This is a genomic window from Staphylococcus sp. HMSC34C02 (genome assembly GCF_001838705.1).
Taxonomy (GTDB): domain Bacteria; phylum Bacillota; class Bacilli; order Staphylococcales; family Staphylococcaceae; genus Staphylococcus; species Staphylococcus borealis.
The window spans coordinates 408,293-429,611 of sequence record NZ_KV838592.1; the positions used below are offsets into that span (position 1 = coordinate 408,293).

Below are 21,319 nucleotides of genomic sequence, written 5' to 3' on the forward strand. Positions count from 1 at the left end.
ATCTAATATCCAAAGTTAACCCCTAAGTCTTAATTTAATCATGAACATACATAACGATTTATACTAAATTTCTTTAAAATATGATTTGTAATAGCCACCAACTAAACCAGAATTATCAATAATTTGATAGTATTCTTCGGTTTCGTTAATCACATCATATTGTTTACCAACTGTTAACATATCAGATACTGTGAATTTTTTTGCATCAGTATTGACAACTTCTACCTTTTTAATTGGTGTACGTGTTTTCCACGTTTCATGTAACATAGCCATAAATTTAAATCCTCCATATTGTCTTTGTATTACTTTTCTAATGTGTAAATAAATGAGATGCCACTATTCTCGGTAATGCGTAATGACTGAGCATCGCCTTGATCTAACGTTTGGTAAGGAATTCCAATATCGTCTAATTCCTTTTGCGCATGTGCGAATGCCTCTTGAGAGTTTGCACTAAACTCAACTTGTTCAACAATACCTTCTTCTTTTAGTTCAATAGGATCTTTAGGTTGGTATAAATGAATTTCGCCACCTAAACCGCCTTCTCCAATTTGAAACACTTGAATCATTGTTTCAGGAATAGCTGACGATTCATATTCTGCATAATGCGTTAGGTTAAACACATTTGTCAGGATAGAAGCGGTAACCGGTAATTCATTCACTTTAATAATGATAGGTCCCAAACCCTGGATTTGATGAAGTGGGTTTACTGTACTTTCAAAAGTAGGTGTACCTAAACCAACACCAGTATTAAGTTCATTTGAATAAATATCAAAGATTTGGTCGTTATTATCCTCAAAATTAAAATGCTTATTACCATTTAACTCAGTTACTTCACCAAATTTAAGATCATTATCTTTCAATATGGTTTGATACTCTTCTAAACCTGAATCAGATGGTGTTCTTAAACCAACACTAGCGATATGTTGGTTTTGGTATTCAGGATTTGGCACTTCAACAAAGTGAATTCGTGTACCTGGACTTAAATCTGCATCACCAAAACGTAAAGCTTTATTTTTAGTTGCTACATTAAGTCCTAAAATATCTTTAAATAATTTGTTTGTTTTAGAAAGATCACTTGTCCCTAATGTGACACTTCTAAGTCCACTCATGCAATGACACCCCTAATATTTGTCTTTTCCTATTCATTATAACGCATTTTAAATACGATTTATATCATGAACTACATAAAGCATTGGCGAATCCTGAGAATTTCAAAAATCGTATTATATAAATATAAAACATAATAAAGTCTGTTTATAAAATATATTTAATATCCTATAAAACAAAGATATAACTACTCCCCTATCCTTTGATAAATAGGAAGGGGGGTGTCTAATAGTAAGTTGTTGTTGTAGTAGTTGTTCATTTAAATTTTTGTGATAGTTCGTTTTACATGGTTTTTATTTGTATTTGCAACATTTCGAAGTTTGAGTGTGATAAATATGTGAGCAGTAATATTTATCATTTAACGCCATACTTACATAGCCTAGAAATATAAATTAACATAGTTTAGACTGCTAACTAATAGTGAGTTATTCTAAGGTTGTTGTATGTTCAAATGCCTTTTCAGTACAGTCAGCTACTGTGAATTTTGTAAAATGGTTAACCCGGCTTAAGTAGTTCTAAAATGGATCATGAAACGGAGTTTAGTGTGAGGCCCAATATAGAAAATATCGAATAGACAGTTTTCAAACATAGAAAATTGGACTAGCGAGCTACCAATAGGAAGTATCGTAAATAAAGAAGGGAGTAGGACAGAATTCTTTTTAAATTCGTTGTCCCACCCCCCAAAAGGATGATTAGAACTGAGAAAAGCTTGATTTAAGCGTCTTCTCAGTTCAGTCAGCTATTGCGAATTTGCAAAATAGCTTCATTATATTATTTATGTCTCAGCCTCTATTTAGCTAGGAATGATGCCCCAGCCTTATCAATATTAGTTTGAGGTTATTTTCCGTTATGATTAGCTTTCTAATAGTAGGTCTTCAGGGCTTTCGATCAATTCTTTTATCGTTTTTAAGAATCCTACTGCTTCTTTACCATCAATAATTCTGTGGTCATAACTTAAAGCAATGTACATCATAGGTCTATTTTCAATAGTATCTTTATCGATTGCAATTGGTCGAGTAATAATAGAGTGCATACCAAGAATTGCTGCTTGATTACCGTTGATAATAGGTGTACTCATCATTGATCCAAACACACCACCATTAGTGATTGTAAATGAACCATTGACCATATCATCTAGGCCGAGTTTTTTCTCGCGCGCTTTAACTGCTAGGTCAGCAATCGCTCTTTCAAGTTCTGCAAAGTTTTTCTTATCACAGTCTCGTACGAATGGAACTAATAGACCATCATCAGTAGAAACAGCGACACCAATATCATAATATTGTTTAGTAATCATATCATCGCCATCAATTTCAGCATTTACTTCTGGATATTTCTTCAATGCTGCGACAGCGGCTTTAGTGAAGAATGACATGAATCCTAATTTTGTACCATCATGATCTTTAATAAATTGTTCTTTTTTACGCTTACGTAATTCCATTACGTTTGTCATGTCAACTTCATTAAACGTCGTTAACATAGCTGTATTATTAGATACTTCTAATAATTTTTTAGCAGCTGTTTTCTTTCTACGTGACATCTTTTCTCTAATTACTGGTTTATTAGGCGCACTTGAAGCTTTTTTAGGTGCTTCTTTTTTGCTAGCTTCTTGCGAAGGTTGTGATTGAGTTGATTTTTGGCTATTTTCAACATCATCTTTACGAACAACATCATTTCCTTTTCCAGAAACAGTACTTAAATCCACGCCATTTTCACGTGCATGACGACGTGCTGATGGTGTCGCATTAATACGTTGATTGTTAGAAGATGATGGTTCCTCTTCTTTATTAGATTGTGGTTCAGTTGGTTGTGCGTCTTTCTTACCGCTATCATCTGAACTATTAGATTGAGCGTCTTCTGACACCTCTGATTTACTTGCTGATGAATTTCCACTACCTTCACCAACCTTAGCGATGACTTGACCAACTTCTACTGTATCGCCTTCTGAAGCTAACTGTTCTTGAAGTACACCTTCTTCTTCAGAAACTACTTCAACGTTAACTTTATCTGTTTCTAATTCTAAAATAGCTTCGCCTTTTTCAACGCTATCTCCCACATTTTTTAACCATTCTGCAATGGTACCCTCTGTTATAGATTCTGCTAATTCTGGAACTTTTACCTCTGGCATAATATTTCCCCCTAGTTATTTTTCAATGCTACTTTCAATGATTTGATTTTGAACAAGCTTATGAATTTCTCCATCACCTTCAGCTGGTGCTGCACGTTGTATTCTACCATGATAACTTAAATTATATTGGTTACCTACAAGTGATTTTAAGTAAGGATAAACAAACAACCAAGCCCCTTGGTTTTTAGGTTCTTCTTGAACCCAAGATACAGTCTCAAGATTTGGTAATTCATTTAATACTTCTTTAATTTCCCCTTCAGGGAATGGATATAAACGTTCAACTGCAACTAGCAAAATTGAATCGTCAGGATTTTTAGCTAAATGTTCTTTTAAATCAATAAACATTTTACCTGAAGCTAGTACGAGTTTAGTCACTTTGTCTTTATTTCCATCTTCAACAATAATTGGTTTGAATCCACCTGTGGTGAATTGATCAATAGGCTTAGCTACTGTTTTATTTCTTAATAAACTTTTCGGAGACATTACAATTAGAGGTCTCATCGCTTCAGTGCCCAAACTTTTAGCTTGTGCTCTTAATAGATGGAAATAGTTGCTTGAACTTGATAAGTTAACGACCGTACTGTTATTCTCTGCAGCTAATTGTAAAAATCTTTCTAAACGTGCTGAAGAGTGTTCAGGGCCTTGACCTTCAAATGCGTGCGGTAAGAATAGTGTTAAGCCACTTCGTTCTCCCCACTTCGCACGAGCTGATGACATGAAATTATCAAACATCATTTGAGCCATATTTGAGAAGTCTCCATACTGCGCTTCCCAAATATTCATACTATTTTTATTCTCAACATTATAACCATACTCGAAACCAACCACGGCAGCTTCAGATAATGGACTGTTGTGCACTTCAAATGTCGCTTTTTGATTAGGTACATGATGCAACGGTGTATAGGTATCACCATTTTCTTCATCGTGTAACACAGCATGTCTATGACTGAATGTACCACGTTCACTATCTTGTCCTGTTAGGCGAACAGAAATGCCATCTTGAACGATGGTTGCAAAAGCAAGTTGCTCTGCTTGAGCCCAATCAACTAAACCATTTTCTTTTTCAAAAGGTTCTCGACGTTTTTCAAGTACTTTATTAAGTTTTTTAAGTATGTGGAAATCTTCAGGATATGAAAGCATAGCATCATTGATTTCTTTAAGATGATCTATTGAGAAATCTTTATCATCACTTTGCAATGGTTCTTGTAATGATTCAGGTTTCTCCATATCTGGATTATCCATTTTATCTGATTTATCAATCTTATCTTGGGCAGCACGCATTTCTTTTTGAACTTTATCCATAACGTCATCCATTTGTTCTTTAGAAATAACGCCATCTGCCACTAATTGATTACCATAGATGATTTCAACAGAATCATGTTTACGAATATTTTGATATGGAAGTGGATTTGTAATTGAAGGTTCATCCATTTCATTATGCCCGTATCGACGATAACCAACTAAATCAATTACAAAATCTTTATGAAATTCTTTGCGGAATTCCATTGCAATATCAATAGCTTCAATTGTTGCTTCTACATCGTCTGCGTTTACATGCAGAATCGGTACATCATATCCTTTTGCAATATCAGTAGAATACGTTGTTGAACGACCATCCACTGGTTCTGTTGTAAATCCAATTCTATTATTAGTGATGATATGTAATGCACCACCAGTTGAATAACCATCTAGGTTACTTAAATTCATTGTTTCAAAGTTAATACCTTGTCCTGGGTATGCTGCATCCCCATGTATAATAATAGGCATACCTTTATGGAAGTCTGTTGTTGGTTTACCAGCATGGTGTGTATCATCTTGTGATGCACGCGTCTTACCAATTACAACTGGCGCAACGATTTCCAAGTGACTTGGGTTATTAGCTAATGAAATACGTTGTTCAATACCGTATGATGAAGTTGTCTTCACACCACCTAAATGATACTTCACATCTCCTGTCCAACCAGCAGTTAATTCAAGGCTGCCGTCTTCAGGTAAGAATTTCATTGGGTCTGTGTGCATAAATTCAGAAATCATCATTTCGTATGGTTTTTCGAGTACGTGAGTTAAAACATTTAAACGACCTCTGTGTGCCATACCAATTTGAATATTATTAATGTCAACTTCAGCTGCACGCTTTAATGTATGTTGTAACATTGGTACTAATGTATCGACACCTTCAATTGAGAATCGTTTAGCACCAACAAAGTTTTTGTGCAGATACTTCTCAAAGCCTTCAACATGCGCTAAAGTATCGAATAATTGCTTTCTTTCGTCATTATTGATGTTTGCTCTATAAGGTGTTTCGATACGACGTTTTAACCACGTGCGTTCTTTATTGTTATTAATATGATTATATTCAAAAGCAATTGGCCCTTTATAACGTTTCTCCATTCGTTGAATTGCCTCGTATGCATTATCATAAATATCTTTGAAATGATCAGATACGATATCTGCTGAGACATTCTCCAATGTTTCTTTATCTAAGTTAAATTCTTCAATTTCTAACTTAGGAAGATTGGTTCTTTCTGGAGCGTTAACAGGGTAAATGTCAGCTTTAAGGTGACCGTATTGTCTAATATTATCAATTAAACGCATAATACGTTTAATTGTACCGTCGCCTGCTGATGAACCACTCCCTTCAGTGGTAGACTTAGCTTCAACGTGAGCTTCGCCGTTTTTAATTGTGCTGAAAAGCACTTGTAAATCATCTGGAACCGAACTTGGGTCTTGTAAGTAATCATCATATAAATCTAACATTAGACCTAGATTAGCGCCAAAGTTTACAGGAGCTTCTGTAACATCCTTGTTATCCTTTGCCATAATATTACCCTCCACAAAATAGTTAAACCGCTTACAGGTCAATAATAGCACTATTTCTAGCATTGATAAAGTCCATTAACAGAATATTATGGAAAAAACAAAATAACTAAAATAAGTGCACTAAATTTATCTAATTATGAGTGAAGATTAATGATAAAGTCATAAAAAGTAGAATTGAAATTGGAACATGAGGTTTGGTTAGTCTTAATTTAGATAGATGATCAAGTAGAAAAAGGGAGAGGACTTGAAATAAAGGTTTGAAAATTTATTTCTGTTCCTCTCCTAGCTTGCTTAGATTGTAGAATGTCTTGATGAATTCTCTTTGCTGGGGCCCTGCCGGCAAGGTAGACTAAAATTAAAAAATGGTTGTTGTAAGTGCATGTTTAATTCAGTCAACTATTGCCAATATTTATTTGTAGCCTGAGACATCGTACTTGTCCCAGGCTCTTGAATTAATGTCGTTATTTAAATATAATTTTGAACGTTGTGTATTCGTTTACTTCACTATCAACCGTAATGTAACCACCATACTGCTGAACAATCTTCTCAGCAATTGAAAGACCTAGTCCATTACCACCTTGGCTTCTCGCTCGTGATTTATCCACTCTATAAAAACGGTCAAAAATAAATTCTTGATCCTCTTTAGGAATGCCGAGGCCATGGTCTGTAATTTCAATACTGATTTGTTTATTTCTTAATTGGGTCGCTATTTCTATTTGCTTATTATCTTTATCATACTTCATCGCATTATCTATAAAAATCAGTAATAGTTGTTCGAATTGATGACGGTTGATTTGTAAGGTTAATGGCTTCTTGGACAAATGTGTTTCAAATTCATAATCTGGATGCAATTGTTTTAAAGATTTAATACGTGAACGTATTTCCTCATTGATGTTTACTTCTTCAAACTCTAAAGCTTGATTGTTCACTTTATCTTTAGTTAGTAGCAATAATTCTTCTACTAGTTTTGTTATTCGGTTCATTTCTTCAAGTGAGATATTCAAAGATTCTTCAAGGACGGCCGGATCTTTTTTGCCCCAACGTTGAATTAAATTTAAATGACCTTGAATGATTTGAAGCGGTGTACGTAATTCATGAGAAGCATCTTCAACAAATTGGCGTTGTTGATTAAAAGATTCTTCAATTTGATACATCATATCATTAAAGGTATCAATTAAATTATCTGTTTCCTCATAGTTTGTCTTAAGCTCAAGTTTATTTTGAAAGCCATCACGACGTATTTGAATCATCTTATTAGACATTGTTACTAAAGGCTTCGTTAATTGCGTTGAAAAGATATAACTAATACCTGCCATGATGATTGTTGCTAATAAGCCAAATGCGATTGCCACAAAATACAATGACCGAACAACATTGTTGTAGTCTTCAAGTGAATGTATTAAAACACTGTAACCTTCAAAACGGTCACTATGTATTGGCTCAGTTATGATTAAATATGGCACACCATGATGTTTTGTAATTTGAATTGTTTCAGGATTAACAAAGTCCACTTCAGGTTTGAAATTAATCATATTTTCATTCGAAGATTGCATCAATTGTTTACCATTACGGTCGTAAATAATCGCTTTTTCAAAGTTCTCTAAAGTAGCAGACAAATCTAACGTTGTGATATCATCCATTGACCGAGATTCAACTAAATTAACGATATCACTAGAACTGTGTTCAGCTTCATCTATTTCTCCATCTCTTAAAGTGTCTTTTAAAAAGAATATGATAACTAAACAAAAAAGAATAATGGTACTAAACATTATCAGTGTTGTAATTATCATCCATTTATATTTTAACGTACCTTTTTTAATCATCTAATCACATACCCGACACCGCGTACGGTTTCAATTGTTTTTTCTTTATCAAAAGGTTTAAGTTTGTTTCGTAAATATCGAATATAGACATCTACGACATTTGTTTCGACTTCACTATCATAGCCCCAAACATGGTCTAAAATTTGCTCTCTTTGTAACACACGATTTCGGTTAGTTGCTAACAAATAGAGTAAATCGTATTCAGTCTTAGTGAAATCTAACTGTTCACCATTGATTGTTACTTTGAACGCATCAACATCTATTTTAATACCATTAATATCAATAATATCTTTCTGAGGTTGACGGCGTAATACTGCTCGAATACGTGCAAAGAGTTCTTCAATTTCAAAGGGCTTTACAATATAATCATCAGCACCATAATCTAAGCCAGTCACTTTATCATATGTATCACTCTTCGCTGTAATAATAATGATTGGTGTTGATTGTTCTTGTCTCACACGACGACATATTTCTAAACCATTTATATTTGGTAACATTAAGTCTAATATGATTAAGTCATAATTGTTACTTAACGCTTTATCAAGTCCTGATTGCCCTTCATATTCTATATCTACACTATAATTATCGTGTGTTAATTCTAGTTCTAAGAAGCGAGCTAAGTTCTGTTCATCTTCAACAATAAGAATGTTGGTCATTTTTATTTCCACCTCTTTTTAGATGCATTAATCTTAGTTTTTAAAGTGAGCGTGACAGAATTCTAAATGCTAATGTCTTGATTTCCAGATTGCATTGCTCATCTGGAAATGCGCTTTGACGGGATGTCGTCACAAGAATGACTAGCATTTAGAAAAGTTTAATTAAAGTACTTTCTCATTTCAATCATCTATTGTAAATTTGCGAGATCATCATTAAAATTAATCATTTTGGCTCGAACTAAGTCAAATGCACTTTATCATAACATAACCTACATTTTATCACATCAGAGATTGGAATTAGATAAATGATTGAAATTGTAAATAGATAATCAAATTTAATTGAGAATTTTTCGCAATTATAATTGACAATGATTATCAATAATGTATAATAGTATTTGAAAATGATTATCAATACCGAATAAGACAATTCCCCCCACATATATTTCGTTCTTAAAGGATTGGTCATTTTCAAGTTATTCCCCTTTTATATGCCCGTAAAAGACTAACGTTAAAGTTTCAAACTTACTTTAAACGTTTTAATAAAAAGCAGTGAATCTAATGCCGAGGTTCACTGCTTTTTTTATATGTAGTGTTGAGAATGATATATTTAAATTTCAAAGGCGTGATTAATTCATGAATACTGTATTCATATGACTTTAAAATAGAAGGGAGTGGGACAGAATTCTTTTTATTCGTCGTAACCCCAACTTGCTTAGCTTGTAAAATCACTTTCGTGATTTCTTTGTGTTGGGGCCCCGCCCGCAAGGATGACTAGAACTGAGAAAAGCTCGAATTAAGCGCCTTTTCAGTTCAGTCAGCTACTGCGAATTTGCAAAATAGCTTCATTAGATTATTTTTTGTCCCAGTCTCTTGTTTAAATGGTTGGATATAAGTGGTTTTTAAGTATTAAAGTTGAAAGGACGATACAGAAAGCACCACCAATTATGCCAGCAATGACATCTGTAGGATAATGCACGCCTAGATATACTCTTGAAATAGAAATAAGAAGAATAAATAGTGCACATAATCCGATAATAATACCTTTATTATTGCCATTCGCTTGTCGATTTGCTATGAACATTGCACTACCAAAGAATGATGTTGAGCCCATAGCATGACCACTAGGAAAACTAAATCCTGATATATCTATTAGTCGCAATAACGTTGGACGCTCACGGTCGAAGATATTTTTTAATAATGGATTTAATATACTAGATAGCGACATGACAATCACGAAGAATAGTGCTTCGATTTTGAAACGTTTTAGCATTAAGTAAGCGACAAGCATCAATGAAAGGCATACCATGGCCCATACTTCTCCAATTTTCGTGGCCCCCAAAAGGATTGAGGTAGTGATAAAACTTTCTGATGAATAAATAAATTCATACACTTCTGTATCAATCCATTTACCCAATCTAGACTCATGGAAGGATGCAATGATACCAAATATTAATGTAAAAACGATTAATAAGGTAATACGTTTCGCACGATTCATTGTCTACACCTCCTGAGTTTATAAAGCGTCTTGTAGAATTTTATTAAATAAATCCTCTTTGGTATAACTTTCGTTGTATGTCTCCATTTGTTTCACAATCGATTCTCGATTATGCTCAATATCTTTAAGTTGTTCCAATAATTTAACTTGTGTAAGCTGGTCTTCAGGAATCATTCTACCATAGCCTTTAGATTCGAAATTCTTTGCATTATCGATTTGATCCCCACGAGATTGATCAAGTCCTAACGGTATCAATAACATAGGAATACGCAATGTTAAGAACTCATAGATTGCGTTAGATCCTGCACGACTCACGACAGTGTCTGTAATAGCTAGTAAATCCGTTAATGTTTCTTTTACGAATTCATATTGAACATAGCCTTTTGCATCGATATGATCATCTACTAATCCATGTCCAGTTAAATGAATGATTTGATAATCTTGAAGCAAGGCTTCTAAATTTTCACGGATAGCTTGATTTAGTTTTTTACTACCTAAACTACCGCCCATAACAAGTAATACTTTTTTAGAATCATCGAAACCGGTTAATTGATAGCCTCGTGCTTGATTACCCTCTTTTAAGTCTTGGCGAATCGTAGCGCCTACGAAGTCTGCTTTTTCTTTAGGCAAGTACTTCAAAGTATCTTCAAACGTAGTATAGATTTTTTTAGCAAATTTTAATGAAATTTTATTAGCTAAACCAGGTGTTAAATCTGATTCATGGATAATCGTTGGTATATTCAATGAGCGTGCTGCTATGACTACAGGAACTGATACAAATCCCCCTTTAGAAAATAGCAAGTCTGGCTTTTCTTTTTTTAATACTTTACGTGCATCAATTATCCCTTTTAAAACTTTGAATACGTCTTTCGCGTTATCGACTGATAAATATCGACGTAATTTACCGCTAGATATTGGATAATATTTAATATTAGGTAACTGTGATTCAATCATTTCACGTTCAATACCTGTTTTAGAACCAATATAAAATGAGTCGTGTCCTTTATCAGTAGCTGTTGGAATTAAACTTAGATTGACCGAAACATGTCCAACAGTACCGCCACCGGTAAATGCTATTTTAGACATAGTAATTAACCTCTATTCTTAAATATTTTTATAATATGCATAGAATGGTGCGCCTCTATCAAATGGATGATAGTCAATTTCTGCTTCACCGACTTTTATGAAACCAAATTTTTCAAATAATCCTTGTGCTGGCTTATTTAAAGCAAACGTGTCTGTTAATATAACATGGATATTATGATCTTCAGCTAACTTTACAGCAAAATCAAATAATGCTGTAGCTGCACCTTTGTATTGTTGTGAGCCAGCAAGTCTATGAATGACATAGGCGCCTTGACGTTCGATTGGCCATTCTAAATCATCATACCATTCTGATTGTTGTTGGTCGACTACGATAAAGCCATAAATTGTGTCATTTTCTTCTAAAACATATAGTGTTTCAGCTTTGATATCCTCTTCAAAATGTTCTGACACTGGGTATTTATCATCCCATTGATTATTATTAAATTCTTTCATTAATGCTTTAGCTTCCTCAACTAATGCCTCTATTTGTGAAATATCTTGTAATTTACCTAACCTAATCATTGTTTTAAAAACACCTCTTTATTTTAATTTGTTTATTAAATCATCTAATACTTTATCTTCTTTATTAGCTTTTTCAACTAATAATTGTGTAAATTTCTCGTTGGTTTCCTTATCAAATTTACCATTCACTTGTAATTGGTGGTCTGATTGGAATGATTTTATAGCTGTTTCTAATTGTGTATCAAATTGATTTGATTCATCGTCAACGTCATAGCCTAACGCATCTAAGCCAATTTTAATTGATTTTACATATTTGGTGTTATCACCTACAGTATATGTTTTATCAGTAGGAATGACACTGATAGATTGATATTTAGGTGATGCAATTTTAGTATCAGGTTGGATACCTTTACCGTGAATATAATGACCATCAGGTGTTAACCATTTCATTTGAGTATATTTCAATAATGAACCATCTTTGAATTCACGAGTTGTTTGTACTATTCCCTTACCAAATGTTTTTGAACCGTAAACTTTTGCTTTATTGTGGTCTCTCATAGCACCTGTAAAGACTTCAGAAGCACTTGCAGAGCCCTCATTTACTAAAATACTGACTTTCATGTCTTTAGCTTCTTTTGTAGCATCATTCGACGTTTTAATGGATTCAGTATCGTCACCTTTTTCTAGTTTGACAACCGTTTGATTTTTATCAATAAAGATATTCGCCATTTTAACTGCTTCATCAAGTAAACCACCAGGATTATTTCTTAAATCTAATACAATATTGCGCACACCGTCTTTATGCGCTTTTATGATTGCTGACTTGAGTTCTCCAGCAGTATTATCTTGGAATTTATTAATTGTGAAGACACCGATATGGCCTTTTTTCTTATACTCCACGCTTTTTACATGAATTTTTCCACGCTTAATATTAATATCTTTTTCTTGTGAAGCACGTTTGATCGTTAATTTGACGGTTGTTCCTTCTTTACCTCGAACTAATTTAACTACTTGGTCTAATGGCTTACCTACAACCGATTTTCCATTCACTTTAGTTACAACATCTTTAGGTTGTATACCGGCTTTTTCGGCAGGTGAATCTTTCATTGGGCTAGTAATCATGATTTGTTTATCTTTTTTCTGCATTTCAGCGCCAATTCCTACAAAGTCACCTGAAACATCCTCATTGAAACTTTTCGTCTCATCTTTAGTCATGTACTCAGAGTATGGATCTTTGAGTTCTTTTACCATGCCATCTATAGCGGCTTCAGATAAATCGCTAGCACTTTGTTTCTTATAATAATCATTATTAAGTGTCTTGTAGGCATACTCGATTTTCTTCATTTCTTGGCGTTCATCTTTATTTAATCCACTTATTTTGTGACTAATACCTATTGTAGCGGCAACTGTTATTCCAGCCGTTAATATTATAATTCCTAATATAAGTAATATGAATTGCCAAGTTTTAAATCGAATTTTCTTATTTGAAGATTTGCCATTATCTTGTTTGGCGTCAACATGATTGTGTCTCTCCTCAGAATGATGACTCATAAAACCACTTCCTCGTATAACATCGTATGTATTTATATTAATTTCATCTAAAAAGATAATATAAGTATGTCGTTATTTAAACATAAACGCAACTTATTAGAAAACAGATAGCTATTTACACATAAAAATGATAAAGGAGTGGAACAGAATTCGTTGTGAATTCAGAGTTCCACCCCGGCAAGGTTAACTGGAATTAATACCTTGTTTCAAACACATGTTTCATTCAGTCAACTAATGCGAATGTACAATGCAAAATATAAAATTATATATACTTGAATTGACTATTTAAAATTTAGAATTTCAGCCATTCTGTATATTCTTCATATAAATCATCAAATACTGACATCGGTAATGTTATATCACTTTGCATTTCGATATAATCAGATAATTGATTGAAATCTTTTTCATGTTTAGGAAAAGATAAATCATTAAATATTTCTTCAGCTAAATCTCCTTTGCTATCTTTACGGCCTCTAGCTGTTAGCGCAAATTGATAAAAAGAATGTTCTTTCATTAGCTCATTGTCACATCTACGACTTTAGTTTCACCTTTGATCACTGCTTTAACATCATTAACATGAATTGATTCAGTTTGATCTGAATTTGTAATAATAATTGGTGAAATGACATCTTTCGCATTATTTTTAATATATTCTAAATCAAATTTAAGTAAAGGGTCACCAACTTGTACAGTATCACCGCTACTTACTAAGATTTCGAAACCTTGACCATCCAATTGAACTGTATCTAATCCAATATGAACTAAAATTTCTAAACCGTTATCTGCTTTAAGACCAATTGCATGTCTTGTAGGGAATACATTATCAACTTTACCTTCGATTGGTGAAACTACTTCTCCTTCAGTTGGGTTAATACCAAATCCTTCACCCATCATTTTTTGTGCGAAAACTGGATCTGGGATATCTTCAATATTGATATATTCACCAGTTAGTGGTGCATAAATTTCAATTTCTTTATTAACTTCTTTACCTTTACCGAATAATTTTTTAAACATTATTAGTCACTCCTATTTTTCAAAATGTGGAATTAAATCACCGTAGCCTAGCGCTTCTAATTTATCATATGGGATAAATTGAATTGCTGCTGAATTAATACAATAGCGTAATCCACCACTTTCTTTAGGACCGTCATTAAATACATGTCCTAAGTGGCTATTAGCTTCTTCTGACCTAACTTCAGTTCTAACCATGCCGAATGTTTTATCAACCAGTTCAATGATTTCATCATCATCAAGCGCTTTCGAAAAACTTGGCCAACCACAGTTAGATTCAAACTTTTCTTCAGAAGTAAATAATGGTTTACCTGAAATTTTATCTACATAAATCCCCTTTTCAAAATGATTCCAATATTCATTTTGAAAAGGAGGTTCAGTACCATTTTCTTGTGTGACAAGATATTCCATGTCATTGAGTTCATGCTTATCTTTTTTAATCATTTTGAGACCCCCCATGTGTTTCGATGAATGATTTTCTTCCTGATCCACGTTGGTATTGCTCATAGTGTGCAGGATTCTTCTTATAATAATCTTGATGATATGCTTCTGCAGGATAAAAATTCTTATAAGGAAGAATTGGTGTTATAACCGGTTTATTAAAAATGCCTTCCTCGTTCAGTTGTTGAATTTTAAGTTCTGCTGCTTTCTTTTGTTCATCATCGTGATAAAAGATAGCTGGTTCATAACTTTCGCCTCTATCGAAAAATTGACCACCATCATCTGTTGGGTCAAATGTTTTAAAATACACATCTAAGATATTTTCAAAGGACGTAATGTCAGAATTAAATTGAATTTGCACGGCTTCTCTATGACCAGTTTGATTAGTGCAAACTTGTTCGTACGTAGGATTTTCAACATGTCCTCCACTATATCCAGATACGACATCTTCAATTCCTGGATATGATGTAAAGGGTTTAACCATACACCAGAAACATCCTCCAGCTAATGTTGCATATGCCATATTATTACCTCCTCTGTCATTAATTAAATTTACGATATAACTTTGTTAATTTAAAGTAATCTACTCACAACGATACTTTTATTTATTTAATATAAATAGGAAGCAAGTAATAAAATGCGTGTTTAGTTTGGTTCACGAACAACAACCAAACCAATTGCACCTTGACCAGTGTGCGTTGATATAACTGGCGTAGTTACATTTACATCATATATTTGCTGCCCAAATGCTTCATCAAACTGTGATTTAAGTTTGTCAACAAAATCAAGTACGTTAGCGTGAGCAACACCAATAGATTTAATTTTATGTTTATCAATAAATTCTGAAATTTCTTTTTTTAAATATTGTATGCTTGAATTTTGTGTTCGTGCATTATGCACAATTTCCAAATACCCATCTTCTAATGTACCGATAGGTTTGATTTTCATAATATTACCAATCAACCCTTTAGTCTTACTTATGCGTCCACCTTTGATTAATTGATTTAACTGTCCAATAACAACAAAAAGCTTGATGTTTTTTTGTAGTTCTTTAAGTTTATCAACAATTTCATTTGATGAAAGATTAGTATTTATGAGTTCAACAAGACGTTGAATTTGGTATCCGAGTCCATATGAAATGGATTTAGAATCAATCACGGTTACTTTAGTGTCGACCATATCACTGGCTTGAAGAGCAGTTTGATAAGTTCCACTTAGACCTGATGACATATGAATACTAAAAATTTCAACATCTTCTTTACCAAGTTCTTCATATAATTCAATGAATTTACCGATTGGTGGTTGACTTGTTTTAACATCTGCATTTTCTTCAATGCGTTGAATATATGCCTCAGATGAAATGTCAATTTGATCGACGAATGATTTACCATCAATCGTTAAGCTTAAAGGTACAACGTGGATATTATATTGATTTAAATAGTCATGTGATAAATCTGATGTAGAATCAGTCACGATAATTTGTTTAGTCATAAGTGCCTCCGGTTAATCAATTTAATTTAATGTTTACGTACTAAGTGTAGAAATGTATGTGGAATTCTGTTTTTATCATCTAGTTCTCCTTCTACTGATGATTCTACTTCCCATTCTTCAAATGTATAAGGTGGGAAGAATGTGTCACCTTGGTGTTTACCATCGACTACCGTAATGTACATATCATCTACTTTATCAATCATTTCTTCAAATAATGATTGGCCGCCAAAGATAAAAATATGACCTTCTAAGTTGTAAATATCGTCAATAGAATGAATCACATCTACACCTTCGACGTTGAAAGAAGTATCACTTGTTAAAACGACATTTCTTCTGTTAGGAAGCGGTTTACCAATTGACTCAAAGGTTCTTCTTCCCATTACCAATGTATTTCCAGTTGATAGTTTTTTAACGTGTTTGAGGTCATTAGGCAAATGCCATGGTAAATCATTCTTATAGCCTATGACGCGTTGTTGATCGTGTGCAACTAAAATGGATAAAGTCATAATTCCCCTCCGTATCTATAATTTATTTAGATTAAATTAGTACTTTTGTTTTTTACACTGCTATAGGTGCTTTAATAGCAGGATGCGCGTTATATCCAACTAACTCCAAATCTTCATAATTGATTTCAAAAATTGAAGCATCAGAATTGATTTTTAGGGTTGGTGGCTCAAAACTATCTCTAGATAATTGTGTTTGAATTGCTTCAATATGATTAGAATAAATATGAGCATCACCAAATGTATGAACAAATTCTCCTACACCTAGATTACATTCTTTTGCTATTAAATGTGTCAATAATGCATAGCTCGCAATATTAAATGGTACACCTAAGAAGATATCTGCACTACGTTGATACAATTGACAACTTAACTTACCATCTTGAACATAGAATTGGAACATCGTATGACATGGTGGCAAGGCCATGCTATCAATTTCTGTAGGATTCCATGCTGAAACAATATGGCGTCGAGAATTTGGATTATGCTTTATTTGATCAATTACTGTTTTAAGTTGATCGAAATGATTGCCTTCTTTATCTACCCAATCTCGCCATTGTTTACCATAAACGTTACCTAAATCTCCGTACTTTTTAGCGAATGCATCGTCATTTAATATATGTTGTTTGAATTTAGACATTTCTTCTTTGTATTGTTGATTAAAATCCTCGTCTTGGAGCGCCCTATGTCCAAAATTAGTCATATCAGATCCGTGGTAATCATTTGATTGTACGTATTTCTCAAATGCCCACTCATTCCAAATATTATTATTATATTTTAATAAATATTGTATATTTGTATCGCCTTTAATAAACCATAGTAATTCAGTAGCTATAAGTTTAAACGATACTTTCTTCGTTGTAAGTAATGGAAAACCTTTTGTCAAATCAAAACGTAATTGATGACCAAACTTAGATATAGTACCTGTATGCGTACGATCATCACGTTGATTGCCAATTTCCAATATTTCTTCACATAGAGCATGGTAGGCTGAATCAAATGAATTTAACATCTTGTTCATCTCCTAGAATTGTTTATATTACTGTTTATTATACTAGATAATACGTACTTATAAAATTAAAATAAAAAAATCCCAAATATAAAATTAACTATTAATTTTATATTTGGGATTGGTAAGTCAAATAGGTTTCTTAACAATTTTCATCAAATGCATCTTTAATATCCATACAGATATCTTGAATGTCACGGCCTTCAATATGCTCTCTAGGAATAAAATGCTTTAATTCTGTCCCTTTGAATAATGCATATGATGGACTAGAAGGCACTTGTTGGATGTAGTCACGCATTGTTTGAGTTGCTTCTTTGTCTTGACCAGCAAATACTGTGATTTTGTTTGTCGGTTTTTTATCATTTTGTTCAGCTACTGCAACAGCTGCAGGTCTAGCTAAACCAGCAGCACAGCCACATGTAGAGTTAATTACTACAAATGTTGTATCTTCTTCATTAACACTATTCATATAATTTGATACATCTTCACTTGTTTCTAAACTTTTAAAACCATTTTCAGTAAGTTCAGCTCGCATTTGTTGAGCTAATTCTTTCATGTATTGTTCATAAGGATTCATTATTTCCACTCCTATTTTAGTTTTTCTTGAAATTTATGACTTATTGCGATTTGCAATTTGTTTCCATACAGAGCCTAACGCTTCTTCGCCTTTTTCAATTCTAGAAATTGCCATTTCTATTTGAAGTTTAACTTCATAGGCAGGATCATCAGCGTGTGATTTTAAACTTGGTAACTGTTCTGGCCCACCTTCATCAAATAAAAACATTGCCGCTCTCCAACGGACTATTTTTTGTGGGTCATTTAAAGCTTGTTCCATTTCTGGTAATGCCTCTTTAAACCCTAAATCACTTAAACAATCTCCAGCGGTGCGTCTAACTGCTGGGCTTTTATCATGTAAGCCTTTATATAAATATGGAAGAATTTCCTTATCTTCAATCATGCCGATTAATACAATGGCTTGTCGTCTTAATGGTGCCTTTTCTTCTTGTAAGGCTAAGTCTAATAAATCTATATCTTCGACTGTTGGTGATGGAAATGCTTTAAGCATTCTTAATTTATCTTTCCAATCAGACGCTGCTTTAAATTCGTTAACAGTAACATGATGATACTGTTGTTGTGGTACTACAACATCTGTCTCTAATGCAGTTTGAACGAGTGCGTCTAACCTTTCAGTTGGGTATAGTGCAATCATTTCTTCATATACTTCATTCATAACGTCATCTAATTCACCATATCTAATGCCAAGATCTTCCCACTTACGTAAGAATACAACGTTGTCACCGTCTTTTTGTGTCTTTAACATTCTATCAACGAAATGGTTTGGCAATTGTTCGCGACGTTCTTCTGAAGCGGTAGTCAGTTTAATTTGATAAGGGATGCCTTTAAACATAAGTGCCTCAGCTTTAATTTCACCATAATGTTCATCAGGCTGTTGAGCACTATCAATTGATGATTCGTTATTTAATGTTGAAGTGATTTGAGGTAAGACCACTTCCCAATCAGATTTCGGTTGCTTATCGATAGCTAAGAAGTCCATTACGTAGAAAATAGATTTGACATCATCGATTGCTAATAAATCATTAATAAATTGAGGTTGATGCTCATCTATTTGTGTAAATGTATTAGATTTATTGTCTTCCCTCTTTTCAGACAAGACGATTTTCATTGTATTAGGACTTGGTGTTGGCTCTACTCGTACAATTTCCATAACTACATGTCCCCTTATAATGCTTTATTCAAAAGTAGATTGAATTTGTGGTAGTACATTATTCCAATCTGCATTGGCTTCTTTATCTACAGAAATAAAATCCATAACATAAAATATTGATTTTACCCCGTCAATTTCGAATAAGTTATTTATAAAATCTGGTTGTCCTTCTTGTGCAGAAGTAAATGTATTAGATTTATTATCTTCTCTTTTTTCACTTAAATTAATCTTCATAGTGTTATGATTTGGTGTTTCTTCGATTGAAACGATATGCATAGTCCTTACCTCCTATTGAAGTTCATTTCCTAATTGTTTGATTTGTTTACCAATTGAACACTCGGAAATACAAAAATGATGTGCCTGTGTTTTACCTTCTGTTTTTCTTATATGTGTTTTTAGTAAGCATTTATCACAATAAGTGTTCATTAATTCATCAATTTTATCAATTGCATTTTTTTCGGAATGTGTAAGTATAACCGTCACTCCTTAAGCACAGTATTACTTTATTATAAGCATGGAACAAGTATAACTTAATTTGGAGTTATTTTGAAATAATCGATTTAATAATTGATAAATGATTGTATATGTGATTATGGTTATTGCAATTGCCAATAAATTGCTATAAAATAAATAAGTTGTTTTTGCGGTTTCTAAACACCCGCATCATCAAAATTTAGGAGGATTTTTATGTATAATGAGATTTTTGGTGTAGCATCGTTTCTTGTTACATTTATTTTAATGGTGGTAATGTTCCGATGTTTTGGTAAACAAGGTTTAATTGCCTGGGTTGCAATTGGAACTATTATTGCTAATATTCAAGTAATAAAAACAGTTCATATTTTTGGCATATCTGCTACTTTAGGTAATGTGATGTTTGCGTCAATTTATTTAGCAACAGATATTTTAAATGATATATATGGGCGCAAAGTTGCTAAAAGAGCTGTGTGGTTAGGCTTTTCATCCACGTTGGTCATGATCATTGTGATGCAAATGTCTCTTCATTTTATACCAGCACCTGAAGATATGGCTCAAAAATCACTCTCAACGATTTTTGATTTGGTGCCTAGAATTGCATTAGGTTCAATTATTGCGTATATAATTGGACAACATGTTGATGTATTCATCTTTTCAGCTATTAAGAAAATATTTAGTTCAGATAAGACGTTTATCATTCGTGCATACGGAAGCACAATGTTAAGTTCAATTATTGATACAGCACTGTTCGTAACAATTGCTTTTGCAGGTACTTTACCAAATATGGTTGTATTTGAAATATTTATAACAACGTATTTATTAAAACTAATTTCGACAATTTTCAACGTACCATTCGGTTATGTAGCTAAATCTATGTATCGTAAAGGTCGAATTCATAAATTAGATGAAGGATATTAAATTTTTTTAAGGGAGTGGAATAGCGTTCTTAGTGAATTCTTGCCATTCCCTATTTTCATATTTCATACTTTGATAAAATTAAAGTAATTAATAAATTTAAAAAGGTGTAAAATTTATATGGCAAAAATTTACTTTGATGCAGCGACTAAAGGTAATCCTGGGAGAAGTGCATGTGGCATAGTTATTAAGGAAGAAGATAAAAGATATGTATATTCACATGACTTAGGTGAATTAGATAATCATAGTGCAGAATGGGCAACTCTGATATATGCACTTGAACATGCTCGTGAGCTAAATGTTGTTAATGCGCTATTGTATACTGATTCAAAGTTGATAGAAGATAGTGTCAATCAAGGATTCGTAAAGAATGCTAGATTTAAGCCCTATTTTGAAAATTTAGAAATACTTGAACAAAGTTTTGACTTGTTATTTGTTAAATGGATCCCTAGAGAGCAAAATAAAGAAGCTAATCAAATAGCTCAACAAACCCTATTTAAACTAACTAAAAAGAAAAAATAGAATTATTTAATTATAAAACGAGTCTGGGACATAATTCCTAGAGAAACAGCCAGTAAATGAGTTTTAAGAAATTCATTTACTGGCTTCTTTATTTACAATACT

22 protein-coding genes and 2 pseudogenes are annotated in these 21,319 nt (G+C 33.1%); 2 read left to right on the forward strand and 22 right to left on the reverse strand.

Going from position 1 to position 21,319, the window contains the following annotated elements; all coding sequences use genetic code 11:
- Window positions 1-63: 63 nt before the first annotated feature.
- The 22 genes and pseudogenes from HMPREF3239_RS10605 to HMPREF3239_RS12195 all read right to left on the reverse strand — a co-directional run bounded on the left by HMPREF3239_RS10605 (window position 64) and on the right by HMPREF3239_RS12195 (window position 19,789).
- A complete protein-coding gene (locus HMPREF3239_RS10605; protein ID WP_070855678.1) occupies window positions 64-267 on the reverse strand; it encodes a DUF6501 family protein in 204 nt (67 codons plus the stop codon).
- Window positions 268-302: 35 nt separating this feature from the next.
- On the reverse strand, window positions 303-1,109 hold the full coding sequence (locus HMPREF3239_RS10610; protein ID WP_070855614.1) for a VOC family protein: 807 nt from the start codon (window positions 1,107-1,109) through the stop codon (window positions 303-305).
- Window positions 1,110-1,960: 851 nt separating this feature from the next.
- Complete coding sequence (sucB, locus tag HMPREF3239_RS10615; protein ID WP_070855615.1) at window positions 1,961-3,232, reverse strand: dihydrolipoyllysine-residue succinyltransferase; 1,272 nt, start codon at window positions 3,230-3,232, stop codon at window positions 1,961-1,963.
- Between the two features lie 11 nt (window positions 3,233-3,243).
- Window positions 3,244-6,052: pseudogene (locus HMPREF3239_RS10620) on the reverse strand (2-oxoglutarate dehydrogenase E1 component).
- A gap of 461 nt (window positions 6,053-6,513) precedes the next feature.
- Window positions 6,514-7,875 carry a HAMP domain-containing sensor histidine kinase gene (locus HMPREF3239_RS10625; protein WP_070855616.1) on the reverse strand — a complete coding sequence of 454 codons (1,362 nt, stop codon included), beginning with the start codon at window positions 7,873-7,875 and terminating at the stop codon, window positions 6,514-6,516.
- The gene (locus tag HMPREF3239_RS10630) at window positions 7,872-8,531 is read right to left on the reverse strand and encodes a response regulator transcription factor (protein ID WP_053030862.1); all 660 of its coding nucleotides are present in this window, start codon (window positions 8,529-8,531) and stop codon (window positions 7,872-7,874) included. The genes HMPREF3239_RS10625 and HMPREF3239_RS10630 overlap by 4 nt, the downstream gene beginning before the upstream one ends.
- Window positions 8,532-8,890: 359 nt before the next feature.
- Window positions 8,891-8,997 (reverse strand): annotated as a pseudogene (locus HMPREF3239_RS12735) (hypothetical protein); the annotation flags it as partial.
- A gap of 408 nt (window positions 8,998-9,405) precedes the next feature.
- Window positions 9,406-10,026 carry a phosphatase PAP2 family protein gene (locus tag HMPREF3239_RS10635; protein WP_053030859.1) on the reverse strand — a complete coding sequence of 207 codons (621 nt, stop codon included), beginning with the start codon at window positions 10,024-10,026 and terminating at the stop codon, window positions 9,406-9,408.
- Between the two features lie 18 nt (window positions 10,027-10,044).
- Window positions 10,045-11,112, reverse strand: a complete 1,068-nt coding sequence (locus HMPREF3239_RS10640; protein WP_070855617.1) for an undecaprenyldiphospho-muramoylpentapeptide beta-N-acetylglucosaminyltransferase — start codon at window positions 11,110-11,112, stop codon at window positions 10,045-10,047.
- A gap of 18 nt (window positions 11,113-11,130) precedes the next feature.
- Window positions 11,131-11,634 carry a GNAT family N-acetyltransferase gene (locus tag HMPREF3239_RS10645; protein ID WP_053030854.1) on the reverse strand — a complete coding sequence of 168 codons (504 nt, stop codon included), beginning with the start codon at window positions 11,632-11,634 and terminating at the stop codon, window positions 11,131-11,133.
- Between the two features lie 18 nt (window positions 11,635-11,652).
- Window positions 11,653-13,125, reverse strand: a complete 1,473-nt coding sequence (locus HMPREF3239_RS10650) for a S41 family peptidase (RefSeq protein WP_070855618.1) — start codon at window positions 13,123-13,125, stop codon at window positions 11,653-11,655.
- Window positions 13,126-13,417: 292 nt separating this feature from the next.
- Window positions 13,418-13,639: a YozE family protein gene (locus HMPREF3239_RS10655; RefSeq protein WP_053030848.1), complete on the reverse strand. Its 222-nt coding sequence runs from the start codon at window positions 13,637-13,639 to the stop codon at window positions 13,418-13,420.
- Complete coding sequence (locus HMPREF3239_RS10660) at window positions 13,639-14,139, reverse strand: PTS sugar transporter subunit IIA (RefSeq protein WP_070855619.1); 501 nt, start codon at window positions 14,137-14,139, stop codon at window positions 13,639-13,641. Before HMPREF3239_RS10660 ends, HMPREF3239_RS10655 begins: the two co-directional genes overlap by 1 nt.
- A gap of 12 nt (window positions 14,140-14,151) precedes the next feature.
- Window positions 14,152-14,580 (reverse strand): peptide-methionine (R)-S-oxide reductase MsrB, encoded by a 429-nt coding sequence (gene msrB, locus HMPREF3239_RS10665; protein ID WP_053030843.1) that lies wholly within the window; start codon window positions 14,578-14,580, stop codon window positions 14,152-14,154.
- Window positions 14,573-15,100, reverse strand: a complete 528-nt coding sequence (gene msrA / locus HMPREF3239_RS10670) for a peptide-methionine (S)-S-oxide reductase MsrA (protein WP_070855620.1) — start codon at window positions 15,098-15,100, stop codon at window positions 14,573-14,575. Before msrA ends, msrB begins: the two co-directional genes overlap by 8 nt.
- Before the next feature lie 122 nt (window positions 15,101-15,222).
- Window positions 15,223-16,068, reverse strand: coding sequence for a fatty acid kinase binding subunit FakB2 (gene fakB2, locus HMPREF3239_RS10675; RefSeq protein ID WP_070855621.1), 846 nt, complete (start codon window positions 16,066-16,068; stop codon window positions 15,223-15,225).
- Between the two features lie 26 nt (window positions 16,069-16,094).
- Entirely contained in the window at window positions 16,095-16,574 is a 480-nt protein-coding gene (locus HMPREF3239_RS10680) for a dihydrofolate reductase (RefSeq protein WP_053030831.1), read from the reverse strand.
- Window positions 16,575-16,626: 52 nt separating this feature from the next.
- Window positions 16,627-17,583 carry a thymidylate synthase gene (locus tag HMPREF3239_RS10685; RefSeq protein ID WP_070855622.1) on the reverse strand — a complete coding sequence of 319 codons (957 nt, stop codon included), beginning with the start codon at window positions 17,581-17,583 and terminating at the stop codon, window positions 16,627-16,629.
- A gap of 139 nt (window positions 17,584-17,722) precedes the next feature.
- Window positions 17,723-18,157 (reverse strand): bacilliredoxin BrxA, encoded by a 435-nt coding sequence (brxA, locus tag HMPREF3239_RS10690; RefSeq protein ID WP_070855623.1) that lies wholly within the window; start codon window positions 18,155-18,157, stop codon window positions 17,723-17,725.
- Between the two features lie 33 nt (window positions 18,158-18,190).
- The gene (locus HMPREF3239_RS10695) at window positions 18,191-19,306 is read right to left on the reverse strand and encodes a conserved virulence factor C family protein (RefSeq protein ID WP_070855624.1); all 1,116 of its coding nucleotides are present in this window, start codon (window positions 19,304-19,306) and stop codon (window positions 18,191-18,193) included.
- Window positions 19,307-19,330: 24 nt separating this feature from the next.
- Complete coding sequence (locus HMPREF3239_RS10700) at window positions 19,331-19,582, reverse strand: NifU N-terminal domain-containing protein (protein ID WP_053030822.1); 252 nt, start codon at window positions 19,580-19,582, stop codon at window positions 19,331-19,333.
- A gap of 12 nt (window positions 19,583-19,594) precedes the next feature.
- Complete coding sequence (locus HMPREF3239_RS12195) at window positions 19,595-19,789, reverse strand: zinc-finger domain-containing protein (RefSeq protein ID WP_075108495.1); 195 nt, start codon at window positions 19,787-19,789, stop codon at window positions 19,595-19,597.
- Window positions 19,790-19,993: 204 nt separating this feature from the next.
- On the opposite strand from HMPREF3239_RS12195, the gene HMPREF3239_RS10705 reads away from it, so the two are divergent.
- Window positions 19,994-20,698 (forward strand): queuosine precursor transporter, encoded by a 705-nt coding sequence (locus HMPREF3239_RS10705; RefSeq protein WP_070855625.1) that lies wholly within the window; start codon window positions 19,994-19,996, stop codon window positions 20,696-20,698.
- A 117-nt stretch (window positions 20,699-20,815) separates the two neighbouring features.
- Window positions 20,816-21,217 (forward strand): ribonuclease HI family protein, encoded by a 402-nt coding sequence (locus tag HMPREF3239_RS10710; protein WP_070855626.1) that lies wholly within the window; start codon window positions 20,816-20,818, stop codon window positions 21,215-21,217.
- Window positions 21,218-21,319: the final 102 nt, after the last annotated feature.

Coding starts and splice junctions, on each gene's coding strand:
- HMPREF3239_RS10605 (WP_070855678.1), bottom strand. CDS start 267: ATGTTACATGAAACGTGGAAAACACGTACACCAATTAAAAAGGTAGAA.
- HMPREF3239_RS10610 (WP_070855614.1), bottom strand. CDS start 1,109: ATGAGTGGACTTAGAAGTGTCACATTAGGGACAAGTGATCTTTCTAAA.
- sucB (WP_070855615.1), bottom strand. CDS start 3,232: ATGCCAGAGGTAAAAGTTCCAGAATTAGCAGAATCTATAACAGAGGGT.
- HMPREF3239_RS10625 (WP_070855616.1), bottom strand. CDS start 7,875: ATGATTAAAAAAGGTACGTTAAAATATAAATGGATGATAATTACAACA.
- HMPREF3239_RS10630 (WP_053030862.1), bottom strand. CDS start 8,531: ATGACCAACATTCTTATTGTTGAAGATGAACAGAACTTAGCTCGCTTC.
- HMPREF3239_RS10635 (WP_053030859.1), bottom strand. CDS start 10,026: ATGAATCGTGCGAAACGTATTACCTTATTAATCGTTTTTACATTAATA.
- HMPREF3239_RS10640 (WP_070855617.1), bottom strand. CDS start 11,112: ATGTCTAAAATAGCATTTACCGGTGGCGGTACTGTTGGACATGTTTCG.
- HMPREF3239_RS10645 (WP_053030854.1), bottom strand. CDS start 11,634: ATGATTAGGTTAGGTAAATTACAAGATATTTCACAAATAGAGGCATTA.
- HMPREF3239_RS10650 (WP_070855618.1), bottom strand. CDS start 13,125: ATGAGTCATCATTCTGAGGAGAGACACAATCATGTTGACGCCAAACAA.
- HMPREF3239_RS10655 (WP_053030848.1), bottom strand. CDS start 13,639: ATGAAAGAACATTCTTTTTATCAATTTGCGCTAACAGCTAGAGGCCGT.
- HMPREF3239_RS10660 (WP_070855619.1), bottom strand. CDS start 14,139: ATGTTTAAAAAATTATTCGGTAAAGGTAAAGAAGTTAATAAAGAAATT.
- msrB (WP_053030843.1), bottom strand. CDS start 14,580: ATGATTAAAAAAGATAAGCATGAACTCAATGACATGGAATATCTTGTC.
- msrA (WP_070855620.1), bottom strand. CDS start 15,100: ATGGCATATGCAACATTAGCTGGAGGATGTTTCTGGTGTATGGTTAAA.
- fakB2 (WP_070855621.1), bottom strand. CDS start 16,068: ATGACTAAACAAATTATCGTGACTGATTCTACATCAGATTTATCACAT.
- HMPREF3239_RS10680 (WP_053030831.1), bottom strand. CDS start 16,574: ATGACTTTATCCATTTTAGTTGCACACGATCAACAACGCGTCATAGGC.
- HMPREF3239_RS10685 (WP_070855622.1), bottom strand. CDS start 17,583: ATGTTAAATTCATTTGATTCAGCCTACCATGCTCTATGTGAAGAAATA.
- brxA (WP_070855623.1), bottom strand. CDS start 18,157: ATGAATCCTTATGAACAATACATGAAAGAATTAGCTCAACAAATGCGA.
- HMPREF3239_RS10695 (WP_070855624.1), bottom strand. CDS start 19,306: ATGGAAATTGTACGAGTAGAGCCAACACCAAGTCCTAATACAATGAAA.
- HMPREF3239_RS10700 (WP_053030822.1), bottom strand. CDS start 19,582: ATGCATATCGTTTCAATCGAAGAAACACCAAATCATAACACTATGAAG.
- HMPREF3239_RS10705 (WP_070855625.1), top strand. CDS start 19,994: ATGTATAATGAGATTTTTGGTGTAGCATCGTTTCTTGTTACATTTATT.
- HMPREF3239_RS10710 (WP_070855626.1), top strand. CDS start 20,816: ATGGCAAAAATTTACTTTGATGCAGCGACTAAAGGTAATCCTGGGAGA.